The organism is Anabaena lutea FACHB-196 (assembly GCF_014698305.1).
Classification (GTDB): domain Bacteria; phylum Cyanobacteriota; class Cyanobacteriia; order Cyanobacteriales; family Nostocaceae; genus Anabaena; species Anabaena lutea.
Genome location: NZ_JACJST010000025.1, coordinates 74,228 through 94,568, shown reverse-complemented (window position 1 = coordinate 94,568; position 20,341 = coordinate 74,228). Strand labels below are relative to the sequence as shown.

The 20,341-nt window shown below is 38.2% G+C and carries 22 protein-coding genes; 10 read left to right on the top strand and 12 right to left on the bottom strand.

Annotated features, from left to right (window positions below; all coding sequences use genetic code 11):
* The 4 genes from H6G59_RS22240 to H6G59_RS22225 all read left to right on the top strand — a co-directional run.
* The coding region (locus tag H6G59_RS22240) for a photosynthetic reaction center family protein (protein ID WP_479686172.1) at positions 1–489 on the top strand (489 nt) is incomplete at its 5' end.
* A gap of 136 nt (positions 490–625) precedes the next feature.
* Entirely contained in the window at positions 626–1,003 is a 378-nt protein-coding gene (locus tag H6G59_RS22235) for an AAA family ATPase (protein WP_199332115.1), read from the top strand.
* 56 nt (positions 1,004–1,059) lie between these two features.
* Complete coding sequence (locus H6G59_RS22230; protein ID WP_199332114.1) at positions 1,060–1,353, top strand: hypothetical protein; 294 nt, start codon at positions 1,060–1,062, stop codon at positions 1,351–1,353.
* Between the two features lie 276 nt (positions 1,354–1,629).
* Positions 1,630–3,021 carry a malic enzyme-like NAD(P)-binding protein gene (locus tag H6G59_RS22225; RefSeq protein ID WP_190718572.1) on the top strand — a complete coding sequence of 464 codons (1,392 nt, stop codon included), beginning with the start codon at positions 1,630–1,632 and terminating at the stop codon, positions 3,019–3,021.
* A gap of 52 nt (positions 3,022–3,073) precedes the next feature.
* On the opposite strand, the gene H6G59_RS22220 is transcribed toward H6G59_RS22225, so the two are convergent.
* Together H6G59_RS22220 and H6G59_RS22215 are read right to left on the bottom strand one after the other, a co-directional pair.
* Positions 3,074–4,141 (bottom strand): PDDEXK nuclease domain-containing protein, encoded by a 1,068-nt coding sequence (locus H6G59_RS22220; protein WP_190718569.1) that lies wholly within the window; start codon positions 4,139–4,141, stop codon positions 3,074–3,076.
* A 55-nt stretch (positions 4,142–4,196) separates the two neighbouring features.
* The gene (locus H6G59_RS22215; protein WP_190718566.1) at positions 4,197–4,943 is read right to left on the bottom strand and encodes a creatininase family protein; all 747 of its coding nucleotides are present in this window, start codon (positions 4,941–4,943) and stop codon (positions 4,197–4,199) included.
* Between the two features lie 179 nt (positions 4,944–5,122).
* Here H6G59_RS22215 and H6G59_RS22210 point away from each other — a divergent pair, with 179 nt between their 5' ends.
* Entirely contained in the window at positions 5,123–5,956 is an 834-nt protein-coding gene (locus H6G59_RS22210) for a PFE-CTERM domain-containing protein (RefSeq protein WP_190718563.1), read from the top strand.
* A 65-nt stretch (positions 5,957–6,021) separates the two neighbouring features.
* Here the strand turns inward: H6G59_RS22210 and H6G59_RS22205 are convergent, their stop codons facing one another.
* From H6G59_RS22205 to H6G59_RS22195, 3 genes are all read right to left on the bottom strand, one after another.
* Positions 6,022–6,294 carry a cupin domain-containing protein gene (locus H6G59_RS22205; RefSeq protein WP_190718560.1) on the bottom strand — a complete coding sequence of 91 codons (273 nt, stop codon included), beginning with the start codon at positions 6,292–6,294 and terminating at the stop codon, positions 6,022–6,024.
* Between the two features lie 22 nt (positions 6,295–6,316).
* Positions 6,317–6,655, bottom strand: coding sequence for a Mo-dependent nitrogenase C-terminal domain-containing protein (locus H6G59_RS22200; RefSeq protein ID WP_127056184.1), 339 nt, complete (start codon positions 6,653–6,655; stop codon positions 6,317–6,319).
* A 486-nt stretch (positions 6,656–7,141) separates the two neighbouring features.
* Positions 7,142–7,933, bottom strand: a complete 792-nt coding sequence (locus H6G59_RS22195) for an HAD family hydrolase (protein ID WP_190718557.1) — start codon at positions 7,931–7,933, stop codon at positions 7,142–7,144.
* A gap of 131 nt (positions 7,934–8,064) precedes the next feature.
* Here H6G59_RS22195 and H6G59_RS22190 point away from each other — a divergent pair, with 131 nt between their 5' ends.
* Positions 8,065–8,859, top strand: coding sequence for a hypothetical protein (locus tag H6G59_RS22190; protein WP_190718554.1), 795 nt, complete (start codon positions 8,065–8,067; stop codon positions 8,857–8,859).
* A gap of 113 nt (positions 8,860–8,972) precedes the next feature.
* Here H6G59_RS22190 and H6G59_RS22185 read toward each other — a convergent pair whose 3' ends face one another.
* The 6 genes from H6G59_RS22185 to H6G59_RS22160 all read right to left on the bottom strand — a co-directional run bounded on the left by H6G59_RS22185 (position 8,973) and on the right by H6G59_RS22160 (position 14,684).
* The gene (locus H6G59_RS22185; protein WP_190718551.1) at positions 8,973–9,713 is read right to left on the bottom strand and encodes a DevA family ABC transporter ATP-binding protein; all 741 of its coding nucleotides are present in this window, start codon (positions 9,711–9,713) and stop codon (positions 8,973–8,975) included.
* 160 nt (positions 9,714–9,873) lie between these two features.
* Complete coding sequence (devC, locus tag H6G59_RS22180) at positions 9,874–11,028, bottom strand: ABC transporter permease DevC (RefSeq protein WP_190718549.1); 1,155 nt, start codon at positions 11,026–11,028, stop codon at positions 9,874–9,876.
* 82 nt (positions 11,029–11,110) lie between these two features.
* On the bottom strand, positions 11,111–12,550 hold the full coding sequence (locus H6G59_RS22175) for an HlyD family efflux transporter periplasmic adaptor subunit (protein WP_190718546.1): 1,440 nt from the start codon (positions 12,548–12,550) through the stop codon (positions 11,111–11,113).
* 893 nt (positions 12,551–13,443) lie between these two features.
* The gene (locus tag H6G59_RS22170) at positions 13,444–14,181 is read right to left on the bottom strand and encodes a phycocyanobilin:ferredoxin oxidoreductase (RefSeq protein WP_190718543.1); all 738 of its coding nucleotides are present in this window, start codon (positions 14,179–14,181) and stop codon (positions 13,444–13,446) included.
* Positions 14,182–14,317: 136 nt separating this feature from the next.
* Positions 14,318–14,560: a DUF4351 domain-containing protein gene (locus H6G59_RS22165; protein WP_190718540.1), complete on the bottom strand. Its 243-nt coding sequence runs from the start codon at positions 14,558–14,560 to the stop codon at positions 14,318–14,320.
* Positions 14,553–14,684, bottom strand: coding sequence for a DUF2887 domain-containing protein (locus H6G59_RS22160; RefSeq protein ID WP_190718537.1), 132 nt, complete (start codon positions 14,682–14,684; stop codon positions 14,553–14,555). Before H6G59_RS22160 ends, H6G59_RS22165 begins: the two co-directional genes overlap by 8 nt.
* Positions 14,685–14,798: 114 nt before the next feature.
* Between H6G59_RS22160 and H6G59_RS22155 the strand changes: the two genes are divergently transcribed.
* From H6G59_RS22155 to H6G59_RS22140, 4 genes are all read left to right on the top strand, one after another.
* A complete protein-coding gene (locus tag H6G59_RS22155; protein WP_190718534.1) occupies positions 14,799–15,119 on the top strand; it encodes a DUF433 domain-containing protein in 321 nt (106 codons plus the stop codon).
* A gap of 113 nt (positions 15,120–15,232) precedes the next feature.
* A complete protein-coding gene (locus H6G59_RS22150; protein WP_190718532.1) occupies positions 15,233–15,496 on the top strand; it encodes a type II toxin-antitoxin system Phd/YefM family antitoxin in 264 nt (87 codons plus the stop codon).
* On the top strand, positions 15,468–15,815 hold the full coding sequence (locus H6G59_RS22145; RefSeq protein ID WP_242038949.1) for a type II toxin-antitoxin system RelE family toxin: 348 nt from the start codon (positions 15,468–15,470) through the stop codon (positions 15,813–15,815). The genes H6G59_RS22150 and H6G59_RS22145 overlap by 29 nt, the downstream gene beginning before the upstream one ends.
* Positions 15,816–15,961: 146 nt before the next feature.
* Complete coding sequence (locus H6G59_RS22140; protein WP_190718529.1) at positions 15,962–16,444, top strand: hypothetical protein; 483 nt, start codon at positions 15,962–15,964, stop codon at positions 16,442–16,444.
* 98 nt (positions 16,445–16,542) lie between these two features.
* Here the strand turns inward: H6G59_RS22140 and metH are convergent, their stop codons facing one another.
* Complete coding sequence (gene metH, locus H6G59_RS22135; protein WP_190718527.1) at positions 16,543–20,073, bottom strand: methionine synthase; 3,531 nt, start codon at positions 20,071–20,073, stop codon at positions 16,543–16,545.
* Positions 20,074–20,341: the final 268 nt, after the last annotated feature.

The window sequence follows — 20,341 nt, the reverse complement described above, 5'->3', positions numbered from 1 at the left end:
ATGTTGGGAGTAGCAGGTGTATTCGGTGGTTCCTTGTTCTCTGCAATGCACGGTTCTTTGGTAACATCTTCCTTGGTTCGTGAAACAACCGAAACCGAATCACAAAACTACGGTTACAAATTCGGTCAAGAAGAAGAAACCTACAACATCGTTGCAGCACATGGTTACTTCGGTCGCTTGATTTTCCAATACGCTTCATTCAACAACAGCCGTTCCTTACACTTCTTCTTGGCTGCATGGCCAGTAGTTGGTATCTGGTTCACCGCTTTGGGTGTCAGCACAATGGCGTTCAACTTGAACGGTTTCAACTTCAACCAATCCATCATTGATTCTCAAGGTCGTGTAATTGGTACTTGGGCTGATGTAATCAACCGCGCTAACTTGGGTATGGAAGTAATGCACGAGCGTAACGCTCACAACTTCCCCTTAGACTTGGCTGCTGGTGATGTTGCTCCTGTTGCTCTCACTGCACCTGCAATCAACGGTTAATATTTCAACTGGGTTTAATAAGCTTAGTTAAATAAAAAATGCCCTCCAGAAATGGGGGGCATTTTTATTATGAAAAATAAATTATTGTTAATCAGAGTTTGAATTATAATATTTGTGCTAGAAACAAAAATGATATATGAGTCAAATAAAAGTTAAAAATTTCGGACAAATTAAGTCAGGTTTTGCAGAAAATAATGGATTTATAGATATCCGCAAAATTACTGTTTTTATTGGTAATCAAGGAACAGGAAAAAGTAGTCTTGCTAAACTAATTTCAACCTTAAGTTGGTTAGAAAAACAGTTGTATCGTAGAAATTTAGAAATAAAATATGTAACAAACTATAATAGGTTTGTTAAAACATATTGTAACTATCATAACTTAAAGAATTATTTCTTGCCAGAAACTGAAATTAAATATGTAGGCAATGCTTTTTATTTTTCTTTTCAAGATGAAAAATTAAACATTGATCCTATTACACCTGGATTGCTATTGTTGAGAATAATCAAGGAATAGAGGTAATATTTACCGCTATTGATAATTGTATTGAAATTCTCAAACCAGATGGTAAAATGGATAGTCGTTGTGATGGTATGCTAACTTATGAAAGCAAAATTATTTTTGTGGAGTTGAAAGAGAGAAACTATACTAATATTGTTTGGATAGAAGACGGTGATAGACAACTTAGAAATACAATTAGTGTTTTTATAAATTATCATGATTTAGTAGAATATAAATCCAAAAAAGCATATATAGCTAATAGAAAAAAACCACAATTTCAATATTCTCACAAAGAGAAGATGCAAAAATTTAAAAATGATACTGGGTTTATATTAATTATTCAAAATAATATAAAAATTTCCTAATTTTCCAAATTATATTCCAATTTTATCAACCAAATTTTATTATGTATTCCTATGAACATTTTATCTTTCATAATGGGTAGGATACATATTTCAAAATTCTGTAAATACTGGTTTTGTGTTTATATCTTTTGATACAATAGTTTGCGTAATCTTCCTATACCCGCCTAACTACCAGCATTAAATATCATATTTAATTTTCCATATTTAATTTTCAAAAATATCATTTAACAACGCAATTCAATATAAAATCTAAAATTTAAAATCGCACAAAGCACAATGACAAATCTAACTCCTAATTCTAGTTTTAGTGTCACCCTGCGGTTGCAGATTCCCAATCGTGTGGGGATGTTAGCATCTGTAACTCAAGCGATCGCTCTGTGTGGTGGTAATCTGGGACAAATTGATTTAATTGAACAAACTCGTCAAGAATCAATCCGTGATATTACAGTTGATGCGGCTAGTACCGAACACGCTGAAACCATTGTCCAAGCTGTAAAAATATTACCAGACATTAAGGTAATCAGTGTCTATGATCGCACTTTTAATTTACATCGTGGTGGCAAAATTAGTATTACTAGTAGAATCCCCTTGAGGAGTGTTTCCGACCTAGCAATGGCTTACACTCCTGGAGTTGGCCGGATTTGTACAGCGATCGCCCAAAATCCAGAAGAAGTTTACAATCTTACTATCAAACAAAACACCGTTGCCATTGTCACCGATGGTAGTGCTGTATTGGGATTGGGCAATTTAGGGGCTGCTGCTGCTTTACCAGTCATGGAAGGTAAAGCCATGTTATTTAAGGAATTTGCAGGGCTTGATGCCTTTCCTATCTGTCTTGCTACCCAAGATACAGATGAGATTGTCCAAGCCGTGAAAAATATCGCCCCAGTTTTTGGTGGTGTGAATTTAGAAGATATTGCTGCACCGCGCTGTTTTGAAATTGAACAAAGACTGCGAGCAGAATTAGATATCCCGATTTTTCACGATGACCAACATGGTACAGCAATTGTCACCTTGGCCGCATTGTTTAATTCTCTAAAACTCGTACAGAAGTCAATTGCAGACATCCGCATTGTCATTAATGGTGCTGGTGCTGCTGGAGTAGCGATCGCTCGTTTACTCCGCAAAGCTGGAGCAGAACACATCTGGATGTGCGATTCTAAGGGAATTATATCCACTACTCGTACCGACTTAACCCCAGAAAAACAGGAATTTGCAGTTAAAGCCCAAGGAACTTTAGCCGGTGCAGTCCAAGGTGCAGATGTCTTCATTGGTGTCAGCGCACCCGGAGTTTTGACACCAGAGATGGTACAAGGAATGGCGAAAGATGCAATTGTGTTTGCAATGGCTAATCCCATTCCTGAAATTCAACCAGAATTAGCCCCTAAGAACGTCGCTGTCATGGCTACGGGTCGGAGTGACTACCCCAACCAAATCAATAACGTCCTGGCTTTTCCTGGCGTGTTTCGTGGGGCTTTAGATTGTCGGGCTAGTACGATTACTACCACTATGTGTTTAGAAGCTGCCAGTGCGATCGCTTCTTTAGTTAAACCCTCGGATTTGAATCGGGAACATATTATACCTTCCGTCTTTGATAAACGTGTTGCTACTGCGGTGGCTGCTGCTGTTCAACAAGCTGCACGAGAAGAAGGTATTGCTCAAAGTTAGAGTTAGTTAGTTTATGGGATGGGCATCATGCCTGTCCCGATGGTAAAACAGATTAAGAATTTAAGTTGTCTTTTTGGGAAACTAACATTTTTTCCTCTATAGCTTTCCTCGCTTCTTCTATTTGTAATGCCAGCTTTTCTTCATCAGGTAATTTTAGTTGATATTCTGCGGATAAAATATTGGGTAAATTTGTTAATGCATAATGTGCAACAGCTTCATCTTTTTCACTACAAAGTATTAGTCCAATTGGAGGATTTTCTCCAGGATATGTCCAATTTTCTCTAGCATAATTAACATAAAAATTCATTTGTCCAGTATCAGCAGGAGTTAATTTACCAAGTTTCAAATCAATGACAATCAGACATTTTAATACACGATTAAAAAATAATAAATCTACTCTATACCATTCATCTCCAATCCGCAAACGTTTTTGACGACCGACAAAAGCAAATTCACTTCCTAATTCTAACAAAAAGTCTTCAAGACTATCAATTAATGCTTGTTCTAAATCACTTTCTGAATATTCATCCTTCAATCCTAAAAATTCTAATACATAAGAATCTTTAAGTTCTTGCGCTGGAGTAATGATATTTTCTGGCTGTGTTTCTTCACCTTTTTTGAGTAACGCAGTTTTATTTTGTGATAGTGCTACTCGTTCATAAAACTTACTTTCTATCTGCCTTTTTAGTTGTCTTTCGCTCCAACCAGAACGTAAAGACTCAGTTTCATAAAATGTTCTAGCTTTTAAATTTTTGACTGACATAAGACGAACATAATGCGACCAAGGTAAAGGAAATTTTTCAGCTAAAGTGGCTAAACTGAATTCCGCAGACACTGTTTGCGAAATTTGCCATTCCAAATAAAAAAGACGCATTAACTCTAAATTACGTGTAGAAAAACCTTTGCCAATTCTTTGAGTTAAGTCTGTAGAAAGCCTTTTGATAACTGATGCGCCGTACTCCGCTCGTTTCTCTCCACCTTGCTCAAGTTCTACAATTCGCCGCCCAATTTCCCAGTAAGTGGCTGTCATGATAGCATTAACTGAACGAGCGGCTGCACGTCGGGATGATTCTAAAAGTTCAATTAAATCAGTGAGAGTGTTTTCGTACTCATTAATCACGATATTTTTATCAGTTTACTTTCCTTAAGTATCTCACGCAAAAGTGCGATTCATTTCATTCAGCTTTCACAAAATCTAAATACCCCTTACTCAATTCCTCCACAGACAAATCATAAAACTGTTTACCGTGTTCTGGAGTAGCTAAAGCAGGATTAGAACCCATCCTTCCATCAGGGTAACTTTCTCGAAAATTAACTGCACCATAAATTCTATGTCCAGAAGCAACTTCAGGAGATAAATATCCTTGTTTAATTGCTTCAGGATAAACGTATTGAGTCACAGCTACTTCACTAGGGGTAGCATGAGAACCTTCTTGATTTCCATATAATTCCTTGGCAAGTTTATACACAGAACCACACATAAACCAATTAGCAACTTGACATTGCACTTTTGCGGAATTGGGAATTTGCAAATCTTCTAAATGAGCGTAAGTTTCTGAAAAAGCAGCTTTGAGAGTAGCGATATTTCCCCCATGTCCATTAATAAAATAGAACTTGGTAAAACCAGCTTTAACTAAACAAGTTAAATAATCTTTCACCACTAAAATTAAAGTGCTAGGACGCAAACTAATTGTTCCCGGAAAAGCAGTATGATGTAATGCCATTCCCACATTTATTGTTGGTGCAACCATCGCTTGAGTTTCTTCACCAACTCCACGGGATATTGCTTCTGCACAAATTGCATCAGTACCAATTAATCCAGTTGGGCCATGTTGTTCAGTTGAACCAATTGGTAAAATAATACCTTGAGATTGCTGTAAATAAATTTCAACTTCCGTCCAGGTGCTTAAATGTAATAGCATTTTGTATTTGAATTTATTCTTAAATCTATTATAAGTGATTGTTTGTCTATTCAGTATTACCACCGAATTAGTCAAGAAAATATTAGTGAATTTACTTAAATTATCAAAAATCAAATAATATCTTGCTGAACAGTGACAATCTTGATATATTCATGAAATAACTTAAAATATCAATTCTTATGGTGAAGGGTGTTATTTCACGGTCGCCTTTTCTGTTAATTTCTGCGCTGACTTTGGGTTTCACCGTTGCTTCTTCTGATGATGTTCAAGCTCTCACCTTTGTCGATTCATGGAACTTCAACAACAGCAACTTAAATTCTAGTCAAGGTAATGGTACGCTAACAAGTAATTTCGTACCTGCAAATATTACCTATTTTGGTGGTACAACCATCAATGCTGTGGGTAGCGCTCCTGCTGGTAATGCTCTTGCTCTGCAAGGTGGTATATCCAATATTAATAACGGTAACAATATTACACTTCAGTTTAATCTCTCACAATATTCCGACCCAATTCTCACATTCGCAACCCAAAAAACAAGCACAGGTTTCAATAGCGATTTAGTTGAATGGTCTATAGATGGAACTACATTTTCAACAGTAGGAATTAGCGGCACAAATCCCTATAACCCAACAACAAGTTTCGCTCTACAAACTTTTGACTTCAGCAATGCTAATGCCATAGATAGTGCCTCTACAGCCTTCTTTCGCATTACTTTTAATGGCGCAACAAATAGCGCAGGTAATAACCGAATTGACAATATACAACTCAATGCTACTTTAAATGCTACTCCTGTTTCTTTTGAATTTAATTCCACTACCGGTTTACTGATTCTAGGGGGAGCTTTTGGGTTACGCTACTGGCGTAAGCGCCGCTATAATTATCATAGAAATTCTCTATTAAGAGATGGAGTCGCAACAAGTTTTGAACGACACGGATATAAACAATTTACCGATACTGCAACTTTAGCTAATAAAACTCATTGCGAATCTCCAGATAAAACTGACTCTAACTAAATGATGAGATGTTTTTTTCTGGATTGTCAACAATCCTAAGAGATATAGAAAATATTGGTGCTTGACTAATCAAAGCAATAATGTTTTTTTACGTCTTTGGTAATTTCCCACATACAAGACATACCTGCGGGAAAAGTTACCAAATCACCTTTACCCATTTGCACTGGTTGTCCTCCATCAGGAGTTACAATTACATCACCTTCTAAGAAGTAACAAGTTTCTTGAGAATCATAAGTCCACGGGAATTTGGAAACTTCTTTTTGCCAAATTGCCCATTTGTATACACCTAAATTGTGGAGATGTTCTTGAGTAGGTTGATGCTCGACTTTAATTTCCATGCGATGTTGGATCTAGTTGTATTTAGCAGTAAGATTGGATATCTTCTCCGCACTGATCTACTAAATAGCACAATGCACGAAAACGCAAGCCTACAAATTGATCATACAGTGGATTGAGCTTGCACATTGGGGGAATGTGACCAATTTTGCGACCAAAAACGATAATATCGCGTTCAAATGGACACTGAGCAGGAATCAGTTTGGCAATAAATTTAGCTAATTTGCGGTTCTGAATCTCCATTCCATCCAACTTTTGACGTATTGGTTGTAAAAAATCAGATTTATTACCAGCTTGGTGGCTTTCTCCCATAGGGTTAATCAAGGTAGGGAGAATGATAGGTTGACTATTGGTTGTGATCATAATTGTAAATCCAGTTGTACTTAGATTAATGAAAGATGTACCTTCTTTGACTTACTTCCATGCAATTTGTTTCACAAATCTGCACTGTGTTGAGAAAAAGATGGAAGACAAATTTAAGTAGGATCTTCTCTATGGAATAAGCAGAGAACAGGTTTAACTAATTGCTATTTAAACTCAGACTATGTTCAAGAACTGTCCCGTTAAATACAAAATAACAAAGAAATAATAAAAATGGTATTACCTTAACTTATTAATTACTGATGTTGAATATTGCTATCCCATATATAGCAAAAAAAATGCTTGAAAGTCTTTCTATGTCTGAGTTTTATTATCAGTGGATGTCCTAACCTACCTGCTTTCACGAATATTTAGCAATGATAATCACTAAATTTTAGCGCCAATAATATATATAAAAATGTTATATGAGTTGCATAAGTAAACTGTAACCATTTGGCTTATGTTTAACTGTTTAGTTTTAACCAAATCCTATTGGGGCGGGTGTGGGGTTGAAAAGCTTTGTAAAATATAACTAGATAACTCGCAAAATCCTTCTCCTTCAGCCGCAGTAGTTAAATAAGCAGGTTGATACTGTAACTGATTTGCATATTGCAGCACATTAGCCACACCTACAGAAAGAGGAAAATAACGCCGATTAAATAAACTCTCATCATTGGGGCTATCACCAACAGTCACAATTTGCTTAAGTGAATATTCAGGGAAGTATTGGTGCAGTACTTGCAACAATCCCACAGCCTTATCTTGTCCTTGGGGTTTAATGTGACACTGGACATTGCTGTACGTAAATCCCCAACCCATGTCCTGACAAATATTACCAATATTTTGCAGTTCATTGAGAGTCAAAGAAGCGACATCAAATGTCCAGTCAGTCACACGAAAGCGATTATCAGCAGATTCCCTGATTTGGGGAAATTGAATTTGTAATTTTGCAAAGACTGTGGCTAAATGTTGACGATGTACAACTAAATCAGGAATGGGTGTTAAAGCTACTGGTTCTAGATGTTGAGATGGGTAGAACAAACCCCCATTTTCAGCCATAGCACCGGCAACTGGCATTAAGCTACTGAGTCCGCTTACCCATCCGGCTGAACGTCCAGTCACAATCAGTACTTTAACTCCAGCGGTAGCTAAATTTTCTAAGGCTTGTAACAGTACCGATGTAAATTTTCCCTGGTTCGTCAAAGTACCATCCATATCTGTGGCTACGAGACGAATATTCCTGAAATCAGTAGATATATTGGACAATTGTTGTAGATTCATCAGGGTTGCCAATGTGTCGGTACATATGAAAACTACCACAAGATGTAAAAAAATATTAACATTACAGTAATTTCACATCAAAGATTGGGGCATCCTAAACATTAGGAGTCAAATCTTTTAGTTTGTTAACCATGCTCAGTAAAATTTTTCTGGCCCAGTCTTCAGGTTCTAACCCAAGAAAGACAACCCAGGTGGTACAAGCCAGCGAGTCTTATATACCACCGTTATTGATGGTTGCCAGTGGAGGACTGCTTTTAGTGCTAATTGCTGTAATTGTGTATGGCAAAATTTTAGTGCGTCAGTATGAGAAAAAAGTCAAGTTTGAAAAATTTCGCACGCGAGAACTAGAAAAAAAGTTGAAGTTAGCCCTGGAAACCATTCGCAAAATGGAAACTAACCCAGATTTAGTTCACTCACGAGACTTTAACCTTGATTATTTGCGAATGCGGATGTCAGAGGAGGTGTTTCATTTTGGGATTGTTAATCAAGTTAAACTCAAGATTAAAGATAGAATTTCTCTGGCACTGCGCCCAAATCAATCTCAACAGGGACAAGTTGGCATTGCCAGCAACACCGGTAGGCAAGTAGATGAAATTTTTGATGTTGAGCATGAAACTGGTATTTCGCCCAACATTGTCAAGCGAGTGCTGTTTCGGATTCAAATTCGGTTGATGAAGTTACCTACACAAGCTACTTCTGCTACTATTAGCCAAATAATGGATTGTATAGAAACTTACCTTAGTCCTAGGGAAGATGACGATACATGGCAACCAACTATTCAAGGTCGGATTGTCTATATGCATTGGGATCAGAAGGCTAAACCCACGCCTCTACTTGTTTTGGAACAATCCAATGAAGGGGTAAATGTGACTTTTCGTACTACTCGCCAACCAAATATTTCTGTACCCCAACAGAAGCAAACTTGAAACTTTCAGGTTTGAGTAAGTAAACAATAATTGTGTATTCAAGGTGCAACTAGTGGGCTTTCCAGAAACAAATGAGACTACATCTTGATATTTACCTATATTTCAAGGTGTAGTTAATGAGGATGTTCAACTTGCTGTCCAGGTTTGTGAGTGATAGCTAGGTTTTGGGCATCACGAGTTAAAAGACCATCTTCCATTTCCACGATGCGATCAGCGATATCTAAGATGCGGTTATCATGGGTGACTAACAAAATAGCTGTTCCCTGTTCTTTGGCTAGACGCTGCATAATTTCTACAACGTCACGTCCTGATTGTTTGTCTAATGCGGCTGTAGGTTCATCTGCTAGGACTAATGGGGGATGATTGACTAAGGCGCGAGCGATCGCTATTCTTTGTTTCTGTCCACCTGATAAATTGTCTGGGTAGTAATTCATCCGTTCTGCTAAACCAACTGACCCCAGCATTGCTTCTGACTTACGAATAGCCAACGATTGAGAAACTCTCGGATTTAATTCCACTGCCATTTGGACATTTTGTCTAGCAGTTAAAAACCCCAACAAATTATGAGCCTGAAAAATATAACCAATGTTGCGTCGCATCCGTACCAGCTTGCTTTGACTAGCGCCTAGTAGTTCTTCACCTAACAATTTCAGACTTCCTTCTTGTGCAGACCGCAACCCACCAATTAAGCTCAATAATGTAGTTTTACCTGAACCTGATGGTCCAGTCATAATTACAATTTCTCCAGCATATATATCTAGGTTGATATCAAATAATATTTGTTTTTTGAGGACTCCTTTTCCATAATAATGGTTAATATGTTTGATGGCGATTACAGGTTCTTTGCTAATCATAAAGTTAGAAGATATAGAACTGCATGAGATAATCTAGGGTTGAGAATAATTATTGGCTAAAGTTTTGCAAATCTAAGATCATAGACTATGAGTAATAACATATTTATCTATTTCATATTTTTTCAATTTTATCATATGCAATTTTTCCCTAAAACTTGATTTAAAAAATATCGGCTGGATCGGCAGAACGCAATTTACGCATCGCAATTATTCCAGAGATAAAACACATAATTATAGTTAACAAAAGCACCATAATAGCACGGTAATTACTCATGGCAACTGGTAAAAGTGTCGCATCTCTGGCAACTTTGTACATAAAAAGAGCGCAAGCAAATCCTGGCATATATCCTAAAACTGCTAACATAAAAGCTTCTTGCAGAATGACCGTTAGCAAATAGTTTTGTGTATAGCCTATGGCTTTAAGGGTAGCATATTCAGACAAGTGATCTGTTACTTCTGTATATAGAATTTGATAAACAATTACAGTTCCGACAATAAAACCCATAATTGTTCCTAACGTAAAAATAAAGCCAATAGCTGTGCTACTTGCCCAATAATTTCTTTCAAAATCAATAAATTCTTGTTTGGTTAAAACATTCACATCCGTAGGCAAATAAGTTCGTAAATATTGAGTAACTACGGCTAGATCTGCTCCTGGTTTTAATTTAATTAAGCCAATATCAATTAATCCCCGCTGTCGATTACTAAATAAGCGTAAAAAATTGACATCACTTGTAATTAAATTACCATCTGCGCCGAAGGATGCGCCTAAAGTAAATAATCCTACTACTTTAATTCGCCTCCTGCGTACTTCGGCTGACACAATTTTTCCCTGATCAACATCTTCTGCAATTGGTCCATATTCTAATCTAGAAGAACGGTCAAATAAAACAACATCAGGCAGTTTAAGTTTATTTAAATTTTCATCTACACCAGCCAAATCAAACACATTAACTTCTGGATTAATGCCAAAAGTGAGAATACTCCGAGGGCGGCCTGTAACTGGATTTTTCCAGCTTGTATAGTCTAAGTATATAGGATATACCGACTGCACTTCTGGTAAATCTAAAGTTTTAAATAACCGCCGTTGAGAAAAAGGTTTCATTGCTAAAACAGCATTAGATTGACTGTTAATAAGAACAATGTCACCTTTTAAACTTTCATGCATTCTCACGTTACTGTAATACAATGCATCTCGGAAACCAAGTTGCATAAACATTAAAATGTCAGCAAAGGCAATACCTGATAAAGCTACAGCTAGGCGAGTTTTTTCTCTTGTTAATTGTAGCCATGACAGAGGGATTTTTTGACCCATTTTCTAAATTCCCCAGCAGTTATACCAAGTTTGGATGTGAGATATTGAATTGAGAATTAGTTTGATAGGTTTTCAAGGAAGATTACTGTTTTTTTGTGCTTTCATCAGTCTTGATTTCAACAACAACCTTAGCATTTGTTAACCCAGAAACTCTCTGGCTATTTTCTGGAGAAATCGCAATTTTTACTTCTATGACTCTGGCATCAACATCAGCTGCTGGATCTGTATTTAGTACATCCTTTTTGCCGATTTTTCGACCAATACTAGCGATTGTTCCGGTTAATTGCCCATTAAATGCTCCATTGTCACTAGTAATTGTCGCAAGTTGACCCACACGAACTTTACCAATGCTGTCTTCGGGAACTTCAGCAACGACAAACATCTGATCAGTTTGTCCAATTTCCGCAATACCATTGCTACTCATGACTTCGCCTGATTTAGTGTGAATTTTTAAAATTTCACCAGGGCTTGGGGCTTTGACATAGCTCAATTGGAGTTCGGCTTGCGCTTTTTTAATGAGAGCGATCGCATTGGTAATTTGGGATTGTGCTATTTGCACATCAGTAGGACGCACATCTACCAACCGATTAAATCTAGCCCTTTCTTCATCTATTTGCTTTTGCAAAGTGGCTATAGTTTTGTTGCGGTTAGCTGTGGCTTCGATTAATTGCTGCTGCAAAGTGGCTATAGTTTTCACTTGAGTAGCTCTGGCTTCGGCAATTTGCTGTGACAGCGTTCCTAAAGCTTGTCTCAAACTAGCTTGGCTTTCACGCAGCTGCTGAGTAGCAGTAACCGCACTCAAACGCCTTCTATCTCTTTCTTGTTGAGAAATAGCGCCTTCTTTGTATAAGAACTCATAGCGTCCAGCATCAACTTGGGCATTGCGCTGTTCGGCGCGGATTCGGTCAATCGTAGCTCTGAGACCATCTTTTTGCCCCCTGAGTTCAGCTTCTAGACGTTGAATTGTGGCTTGTTGAGCAATTTTTTCACCACTTAATTCAGCAGCAAGACGAGCAATTGTCGCTTGTTGAGCATTTTTTTCTCCAACTAACTGAGCCTGTAAACGAGCAATTATTGCTCTTTGGGCTTGAATATCTCTGGGTGAAACTGCTGTGATTTGAGCTAAATTAGCACGAGACTCTTGCAGCTTGGCTTTTGCTTCTTCCACCGCTGCCATGTTAGTATCTCGGCTGTCTAAAATGGCTAGGACTTGACCTTGCTGAACTCGCTGTCCTTCTCTAATCAAGAGTTGCTGCACTCGTGATCCTGCTGATAGTCCAGAGTTGGGAGCGGCAACTTTAATAACTTCTCCTCGCGGTTCCAAACGCCCTACAGCAGTAATACTACTGACAGATGGTGCTATGTTGACAGAGGAAGTGAGTTTTTTTAATTGCTCCAGTCTAGCTGTAGCTATGAACCCAGCAGCGATCACTACGGGAAGAGCTACAGCAACTTTCAACCAAACTTTAGATTTTTCTAGTCCCTGTTCCGTTGACTTTGGCTTTTCAGTCACCCTTGACATGGTATGTTGCTCGGTTATCTGAATTGTGCTGATGGAAGTAAAAAAAACAAATTAGCCGCAACTGATAACTGTTAATAGGTTCTGAGTATGAGAGGTAATTGCACTAGAAGTTAAGGGAATTCAAACTCTTGAATTCACAAACTCCAGCACTCAGATACTCTTTATTTCTAAAAGCAACCTGGTATAAATTGGGTAGGTAAAAGTAGGTCGGCGTAAATAATTATCGTTGGCATCAGGCAGGAGTAAAGAGGGTTTCAGCCTTGTTTACCTTTGTTTACATACTTTGGTTTGATTGTGCCGACTAAGCTAATGTAATAGTTCAGCTATCATCCAGAAAAGCTTAATTTCCTAGTTTGGACTTGGGGAAAGTTGTATCATGTCCTGTAAAATACTTATCATGAGGGAACCGCAGGTCTAGTTTTTGATAAGTAATTAGCCCGACATGATCTTACATACTACATTCTTGAACAATCTTGATAGCTGTTAGCTGAATGCTGACGCTATAATAATGCAGACATCTTTAGGTAGTAGAATATAACCAAGAGTTTCTACAACCGGGGAATGTGCCAAAAAATCTAAAATTGTCTTTTCTGAAATCTAAAATTGGCACGGTTCACGACCAACTGAAAAACATCTGTCAAATAGAGCATTCCCAACATCAAACTTCCCTTAATTTGATTCTTAATCTGTGAGCTTTCTTTGGTTATTTACACCTAAGAAAAGAATAAATTATCTCTGAGTATATATTCCAAAAAGTAGATGTGTTACTATTCCCACTACTATTTTTAACTCCATTGAACTCTGGCTTAAATGAATTCTACATTTATCAGTTATGGGAAAACGTAACGGAGCTTACAGATAAAGATATGAGAAGGTAGGGAGATGGAAAATGATTATTGTGGTAAGTCAAATAATACAGTGGTCATGTAATTTTCTGCCCAATCTTGACCAAAGGCTTTTTCTAGTACACGACGGGTTTTATCATTTTGTTGTTGTTTGCTACAATAGTTGTGTTGTCCAGCCAGAATTAATGCGACTTTTTCTGGGGCAACGGGACTAGATAGGCTTGCTTGACGACAATGAATCTCTAAAAAATCTTGTACCCGCGAGAGAAACATGATTTCTTCTTCTGGGGAACTAGGACGAACAAACAGACAAAAATCAGAAAAGATATTTCCCCACTCTGGTAACTCACGCGGTTGGGAAAAATTGAGTACAGTTAACTCACTCAAGGCAGAATTATACTCTGCGGGTAAGATTCTATCTAAGCTTACAGGAGAAAGGTCTGCGATCGCGGCACTAATTTGACCTCTACCTCCAACTAAGTCGCAACCAAACATAGGAATGTCATATTCTGGACGCGGAAACATCACGCAATGCAAGATATCCAGCATATTTCCCACCTTTGCCAGTTCTAAGTGCATTTTGCGGAACTGGGGTGTTTGATAACAGCGATTTTCTATAATCAGTTTTTCGCCTTCTAGTCTACCTTCTACATATCCCAACTCAGCAGGCAAATTGTAAGGTGATAAATCTAGATGTTTATGCCAGACTGTCTCAATACAATCAGCTAGTTGACGAATCAGGGGATGTTGTTGCTCACGCAATGATGGAGTAGAGGTAGAAGACATATTATTGTTGGGCAATATCAATCTATTTCTGAGTTTACAGTCATTTTGACGTAAATGAACCACATCTTCAGGAAACTTTCGCACAAGAGCGCAGTTTGTAGGGTGGGTTAGCGATAGCGTAACCCACCATTAATTTTTAACTAGCTGAACTCGCTTGATTATTTAACCAAACAACCAAATCAGCTTTACTAGTAAAATCTAACAACGCTAAACCTAAATTCTCCAAATCTTCCACAGATAACTTATTAATTTTTACTTGTAAATCCTGACTAACTCCACCTATGCGCTGTTCCAACTGACGTATGACCAGATTTAACTCAGACTCATAGCGGACTTCTTGATAATATCTGGTATTGCGTAAATCACTAATACTAAACATTCTTGCTAACTCCTACAGATGCAAAATCATAAATATCTGCTTCACTAGCTGGTAAATTGATCAATTCAACAAAAGATTGCGGTAAGGTTTGAAAAATGCGATAAAAGATAGAATCGGTTTTCATGAATATTTCTATTAAATATTTTTGTAAATGTTGATTGGGTAAGAACTATGAAGCATGATACAATAGTAATTATGCAAAATATCATATTAATTTCAATACACTAAAATTTCAACTATGAATCAGCGATTGGTTGATTCCCTTGTGCAAGTAATTGAGGCGCTTTCCCCAGAAGAAAGAACACTTTTAGAAAGTCGTCTTAAACTCAAAGCAGTGCAGAAAAAACCTGGAGTTTGTGGTGGTTATGCTTGTCTTCGTAATACTCGCATTCCTGTATGGGTATTAGTTTCGTTGCGTCAGCAGGGAGCGAATGATAGAGAATTATTAGAAAATTATCCCAGTCTCACACCTGAAGATTTGATAGCAGCTTGGGAATATTACGAACAGCATAGTTCAGAAATTGATCTGGCTATTGTCGCTCAAAATGAGGATGATTAATGGTCAGACTGTATGCTGATGAGAATTTTCCTCTAGCAATTGTGCGACAATTGCGGCAGATTCAATATGAAGTAGTGATATAATGATATACAAGAATTATTGAAAACCAGAATATGTTAAAATACCTGACGATTACAGAAGCACAAGAGCAACTTTTAGATTTACCAGATGATTTACAAGAAGAACCAATAATCATCACCAAACATGGTAAACCAGTAATGGCGGCCATTAGTTTTGAACAATATGAATCTTTGCTAGAAACATTAGCAATTTTATCTGATCAAGAATTTAGTCAGCAATTACAAGAAAGTATAGCTCAAGCAGACAGGGGAGAAACTATTAGTTGGAATGATGCAAAACTCAAACTCGGACTTTGATAAACCACAATCTGAAAATATTGAATTTGAAATTCAGTTAACACCTCTAGCATTAGAGATGTTAGCGAATATTAAAGATAAACGTCAGATGAAAACTTTGAGTTCACGGATTGATAAATTAAAAATAGAACCTGAAAAACAGGGAAAACCTTTAACTGGACAGTTGATTAATTATCGCAGTGTGAGGGCTGTAGGTCAACGTTATCGTATAGTTTATCAAGTAGAAAATGATAAGGTGGTAGTTTTAGTAGTTGGTGTAGGTTTAAGAAAAGAAGGTGATAAGGGAGATATTTATAATCTATTGCAGAAATTACTATAGTTTGTAATACGCAATTGAGGAAGTATCTGCTTGGTTGCAAAGAAAAAAGTGATAGATTTACGCCACACTATTTTTGATAAGAAAATTATTAAATATTCTTAAACCTATTCTAATATCTGTGTCAGACTTGGCAAGTAAACATAAGAATGTCAATTTTAGAGTTTCTCATTGCGATTAATGGCATGGCTGAGTTATGGAGTGCTGATAGAGTATTTCTAGGATTGTTGTCAAGTAACCAGTATAGCAGTCCTACCCTAAACATGAGAAAATACGTAAATCTTGATGGCATATACGGCAGTTTTAGTGGAATCCAAAGCATCCGTAACTCTGTTGGAATGTATAGCGGTACATCTGGTATTTACAGTCCTTATAACATTTTCTGCCTCAACCCCCCTTTTGTCCTTTATCAAAATCAACCAGTTTTAGTTGTGACAAGAAACGCTCATTTTCAGACCAATGGTGTGCCAGTTGTTAATCCTGATTTTCTTTTAGGTGTCTACGCACAACTGGACAGTTCAGCACAAATATTAAACAATTCTACCCCAATGGACAGAGTGAATGAGGCAGCGCGAAATACTATGGACGTTTTGAACAACGCATCGGCAATAGCTGCTTCTATGTTCCATTAATCCCTAATTAGTTTGTAGGGTAAATTAGCGATCGCATAACCCACTATTAATATTAAATTAAATCCCCCCTCCATCAAAAAACGAAGGGGGATAAAAAACTAAGCCGTGAAATACTTCGCTACAGGGTGATAAGTAATAATCGCCGTCGTAGACTGTTCAGGATACAATTGCTCACTTTCATCCATGTGCATCTTCATCCTATCAACCCCCAACAACTCCAACTGCTTATACTGATCTTGGATATTCGGACAAGCAGGATAGCCGAAACTATACCGAGAACCTTGATAACGCTGCGCCAAAATATCCCGAATATTATCCGGTTCAGCATCACCAAAACCCAACTCCCGGCGAATTCTAGCGTGAGTCCATTCTGCCAAAGCTTCCGCAACCTGCACCGCCATTCCATGAAAATACAGATAATCAGTGTATTGATTATTGGCAAATAATTTTTGTGCAAACTCCGTTGCCACTTCCCCCACAGTCACCGCTTGCATAGGGAAAACATCAATTATTCCCAATTCCTTTGGTGCAAAGAAATCAGCAATACATAACCTATTAGAAGACTTCTGACGAGGAAACTCAAAACTTGCCACCTGTTTTGATTGATTCTCCACATCATATATATGTAAAGTATTCCCCTCAGACTGACAAGGAAAATATCCATAAATCACTTGAGGATGCAATAAATTCTCCTCAATAATTCGCTGTTTCCAATCTTCTAAAATTGGATAAACCTTTTCAGCTAAAAACGCTTGATATTCCTCCTTAGATTGTTCTTTCGGCTTGCGGAATTGCCATTGTCCAGCCACCAAAGCTTGCAAATCTAAATACCAGAATAACTCCTCCAAAGAAATATCATCAGGTTGTAAAAACTGTGTTCCCCAAAAAGGTGGTTGGGGACGTTCAATATCTATTGCTACAGCTTCCGAACGTCTGGTATCTATTTCTTTGGGTTCAGCAGAGGTTTTTTCTTCAGAAGTGATTTGTATTACTTCCTTATGACCATTGCTTGATTCTTCCGACTCTCTTAATTCATCCAAAAATCCCTGCAAATCATCCCAATTACCTGCGGTTTTAGCAGGCATTAACTTATCCATGAAATGCAAATCAGAAAATGCATCTTTGCCATAAACAACTTTACCTTTGTAAGCATTTTGGCAATCTTGATTAACAAACTTAGGAGTTAAAGCTGCACCACCTAAAATTACCGGAACAGTAATTCCCTTGTCATTAAAAGCCTGTAAATTCTCCTTCATAAAAGCGGTGGATTTTACTAACAATCCACTCATGGCAATACAATCAGGTCTATACTGTTCATAAGCTTGAATGATGTTTTCCACAGATTGCTTAATGCCCAGGTTAATCACCTTGTAACCATTGTTAGATAAGATGATATCCACGAGGTTTTTACCAATATCGTGAACATCGCCTTTTACCGTCGCAATCACAAAAGTTCCCTTTGCATTATTACCCGATTCCGACTTTTCCATGAACGGTTCAAGATACGCAACCGCAGCTTTCATGGTTTCCGCTGATTGTAATACAAAAGGTAATTGCATTTGTCCAGAACCGAACAATTCACCCACAACTTTCATCCCGTCTAACAGAAATGTATTGATGATTTCTAAGGGAGGATATTGTTCTAAAGCCTTGGTTAATTGTGTTTCTAAACCAATGCGTTCACCGTCAATAATGTGGCGTTTCAAACGTTCTTCAATTGGTAAACTTTCATCAACACCTGTGTTCCGTTTGGTTTTGACTCCTGCAAAAATTGTTGTTAATTCTCCCAAAGGATCATAAACGCAGACATTACCATCAAATTTGCGTTCATCATAAATTAACTGACGACAAACTTCTTGATGTTGGGGATCAATCTTCGCTAGTGGTAAAATTTTACTCGCGCTGACAATTGCTGCATCCATGCCCGCGTTCATCGCTTCATGCAAAAACATCGAGTTTAACACCATCCGCGATGCTGGATTTAAACCGAAAGATATGTTAGAAACACCAAGAATTACATGACATCCCGGTAATTCTTGCCGAATACGACGAATTGATTCAATGGTAGCTTTGCCATTTTCCCGATCTTCTTCAATCCCAGTAGAAATCGGTAAAGCCAAAGTATCAAAAAATATTTCCGTAGGAGCAATACCATATTCTACAGCTTGACGGTAAGCACGTTGGGCAATTTGAAACTTTTTCTCGGCTGTCCGCGCCATCCCATCTTCATCAATTGTCCCAATAATTACACCAGCACCGTATTTTTTCGCTAATTCCAACACCTTCAAAAATCGCGGTTCGCCATCTTCATAATTAGTAGAATTGAGCAAACACTTACCACCAGCAACTTTTAAACCCGCTTCCATTTTTTCCCATTCGGTGGAATCGAGCATTAAAGGCAATGTAACATTATTAACAATGCGGGAAACCAATTCGTGCATATCACGCACGCCGTCACGTCCCACATAGTCAACGTTAACATCAAGGATATGTGCGCCTTCTTTAACTTGACTCCGCGCCATTGATACTAAACCATCCCAGTCTTCGGCGTTGAGTAAATCACGGCATTTTTTAGAACCACTGGCGTTGAGACGTTCACCGACAATCAAGAAAGAATTATCTTGGTCATAGGGCTGAGTAGAATAAATTGAAGCCGCTGCTGGTTCTAAACTCGGCTGTCTAACTTTCGGTTTTAAATCTTTGGCAATTTCCGCTAATTGTTGAATGTGTTCTGGCCGTGTCCCACAGCAACCCCCAATCACTTGGACACCCAAATCTTCGATAAAGTGCATTAAGGACATCCGTAATTCAATGGGTGTCAGTTTGTAATGCGCTTGACCACCGATGTTTTCTGGTAAACCCGCATTGGGAATACAGGAAACTACGAAAGGTGAATGTTCTGATAAATACTTGATGTGTGGTTTCATCAAGTCGGGACCAGTGGCGCAGTTCAAACCGAGAATATCAATGGGGTAAGGTTCGAGGATAGTAAGTACGGCGCTGATTTCTGTACCTACCAGCATTGTCCCCATGCTTTCCATAGTTACAGACACCATTAAGGGTCTTCTTTCGCCTTTTTTGGTAAAAACTTCTTCAATCCCATTTAACGCCGCTTTAATTTGCAGCACATCTTGGCAGGTTTCCACTAGGAATAAATCAACACCACCATCAAACAGCGCTTCTGCTTGTTCAGCAAAAGAGGCTTTCATGGTGTCAAAGTCAATATGTCCCAAGGTGGGAAGTTTGGTTGTCGGGCCAATAGAACCCGCTACAAATCGGGGTTTTTCGGGAGTGGAAAATTCCGCAGCGACACTTTTGGCGAGTTCGGCGGCTTTCTTTGTGAGGTAGTAAGCCTGGTCTGCTAAGTCGTATTCTGCTAAAACTATGGACATAGATCCAAAGGTGTCGGTTTCAATGACATCAGCACCAGCAGTCAGAAAGTCACGGTGAACTTTAATTATGGCTTCGGGTTTACTGTGGACTAGATATTCGTTACAGCCTTCATATTGTGCGCCTCCAAAATCTTCAGCAGTGAGGTTTTGGGTTTGCAGGTTTGTTCCCATTGCGCCGTCAAAGACGATTACGGGACGTTCTGGACTGTGTAGGTGTTTTAGAAAAGGATGGGTCATATTGTGTTAAAAAATAGAGTTGGTTTTGTGACACTAGTGCAGCACGACAGAAGGAAGGTTTTTGCATACTCCCTTCCTACTAAAAGAATACGGATTAAATGTTCGCGGAGCGTGCCGTAGGCATACCGCAAAGACGCGTTCGTCGAAGACGTTCCGTTCGCGCAGCGTCTCCGACAGGAGAAGGAAAGAAAGAAGAAAGAATATGATAATTTTACTTTGGTCGGGGAGTCAGCTTTTTTAACTGGTATAGTTATTTCCGCTGTGAATC